We start from the raw sequence: 2,327 nt of genomic DNA, 5'->3' as shown, positions 1-2,327 counted from the left end.
AAGAATATGTTTATGTTGAACCTCATCGTAGGGGCCATCATTTTGATATTCTTGATTCGTGGTTTTGCCACTTATGGTCAAACTTATAACATGTCCTACATTGGCCAACGCGTGATTATCGATGTGCGTGAGTCCATCTTTAATCACTTACAAAAATTAAGTTTATCTTATTTTGATCGTCGCAAGACAGGCGTTATCATGAGTAATCTTACGAATGACGTTGCTGCCTTGCAAACTGCCGTTGTAGATAATCTGATTTCCTTTATTACTGAATCCGTAACACTTATCGGTTCCTTAGTGTCTATGCTTCTTATTGATTGGAAATTGACACTAGTTACGTTCATTACGGTTCCAGTAGTTTTGATAATTATCAATGTGTTTGGTAAAAAGCTTCGCGTCGCAGGCCATGATGTGCAAGGACGTGTAGCTGATATTACGGCGCTTTTACAAGAGGTTATTAGTGCAGTACGCGTTGTAAAATCCTTCGCTCGTGAAGATTTTGAGCGTAAACGTTTTGAAGATGAAAACGATCGTAACTTTAGAGCCGTTATTAAAGCTACTAAGTTGACTAGTTTACTCAGTCCAATGGTTGAGTTTTCTGCAGCTATCGCTGTAGCGGTTATTCTTTGGTACGGCGGCTATTCCGTAGTAACCGGAACAATTACGGCTGGTTCTTTGATCGCTTTCTTGATTTATGCTATTAACTTGTCCAACCCAGTAAAACGTTTGAGCCAAGTATATGGCAATATTCAAAAAGCATTAGCTGCAGCTGATCGTGTCTTTGAAATTTTAGATACTAAGACGGATGTAGTAGAAAAAGCTGATGCCGTTACATTGCCTAATATTAAAGGCGATGTAGAGTTTAACGATGTATCCTTCTCTTATGATGGAGAAAAAATGGCGTTAGAAAACTTTACCTTGTCTGTTAAGGCTGGTGAAAGCGTAGCCCTCGTAGGTCCTTCTGGTGCAGGTAAAACTACTTTGGCAAACTTATTACCTCGTTTTTACGATGTAACTAGTGGGTCCATTACCATTGACGGTTACAATATTAAGGATGTTACTTTTAAATCTTTACGTGAACAAATCGGCCTTGTACCACAAGAAACGGTATTGTTTAATGCTACTATTAAAGAGAACATCTTGTATGGTCGTTTAGACGCTACTGATGAAGAGGTATATGAGGCGGCTAAGGCTGCTAATGTGCTTGAATTCGTTGAGAAGATGCCTGATGGCCTCGATACTATCGTAGGCGAACGAGGTAGCTCATTATCGGGTGGCCAGCGTCAACGCGTTGCCATTGCACGTGCTATTTTGAAAGATCCTCGTATTCTAATTCTAGATGAAGCTACATCTGCATTAGATACAGAGAGTGAAAAACTTGTACAAGAGGCGTTAGATCGCCTCATGAAAGGGCGCACAGCATTTGTTATTGCCCATCGATTGAGCACAGTTCAAAATGCTCATCAAATTGTTGTACTTAATCAAGGCCGCTTGGTTGAGCAGGGGACTCACCAAGAGCTATTAGCTGTTGACGGCGGATTGTACAACCATCTCTATTCCGTTCAATTCTCCCACAAAGGATAACCATGTACTGGATATATAATGTATTGCTCATAATCTATTGGATTGGCTTGATACCGGTTATATTATACCGACTCGCCTTTGAAGAAGGTTTTTATGAGCGTATTAAACAGAGTGCCGGCTATATGCCAGCCTCATTATTAAAGAAAATTGAAGGGCGCCGTGCTATTTGGATTCACGCTGCTTCTGTAGGGGAAATTGTGGCTACTAGTCCATTGGTAAAAGAGGTTAAAAAGGAATTTCCTGAGGCCGTTGTAGTAGTGTCTGTAGTTACCGCAACTGGTCATGCTATGGCACATCGAATCATTCCTGAGGCAGAAGGGATTATTTTCTTTCCTTTAGATTTGCCTTATTTAACTCGCAAAATTTTGCACATTATTAAGCCAATTACTATTTTACTTGTAGAAACTGAAATCTGGCCTAACTTCTTGCGCATCGCTCAATCGGAAAATATTCCGGTTATGATGGTTAACGGTCGTATATCTGATCGCAGTATGAAGCGTTACAAGTGTATTAGTGCTTTCACCCGTGAAATGTTGCGTTCCATCGAGCGTTTCTGTATGCAGTCTAAATTTGATGCGGCCCATATTGAAGTGCTAGGTGCTCATACCCCTGATATTACTGTAACGGGCAATATGAAATATGATCAAACCTATGCCACTGTATCTGACGAAGAAAAACAAGCTCTTCTCGATGAGTTTGGTTTTGGCAATAATCATCCAATCATCATTGCAGGTAGTACACAT

The 2,327-nt window shown here is 40.4% G+C and carries 2 protein-coding genes; both read left to right on the top strand.

The features are described from left to right. Nucleotides 1-1,584: ABC transporter ATP-binding protein (locus Q0F90_RS08870; protein WP_296004869.1), on the top strand; the 1,584-nt coding region annotated here is incomplete at its 5' end. Nucleotides 1,585-1,586: 2 nt separating this feature from the next. After that, the coding region (locus Q0F90_RS08865) for a 3-deoxy-D-manno-octulosonic acid transferase (protein WP_296004866.1) at nucleotides 1,587-2,327 on the top strand (741 nt) is incomplete at its 3' end.

This window comes from uncultured Veillonella sp. (genome assembly GCF_934190855.1).
Classification (GTDB): domain Bacteria; phylum Bacillota; class Negativicutes; order Veillonellales; family Veillonellaceae; genus Veillonella.
The sequence above is the reverse complement of the archived record's forward strand: the minus strand, read 5'-3'. Positions and strand labels throughout refer to the sequence as shown.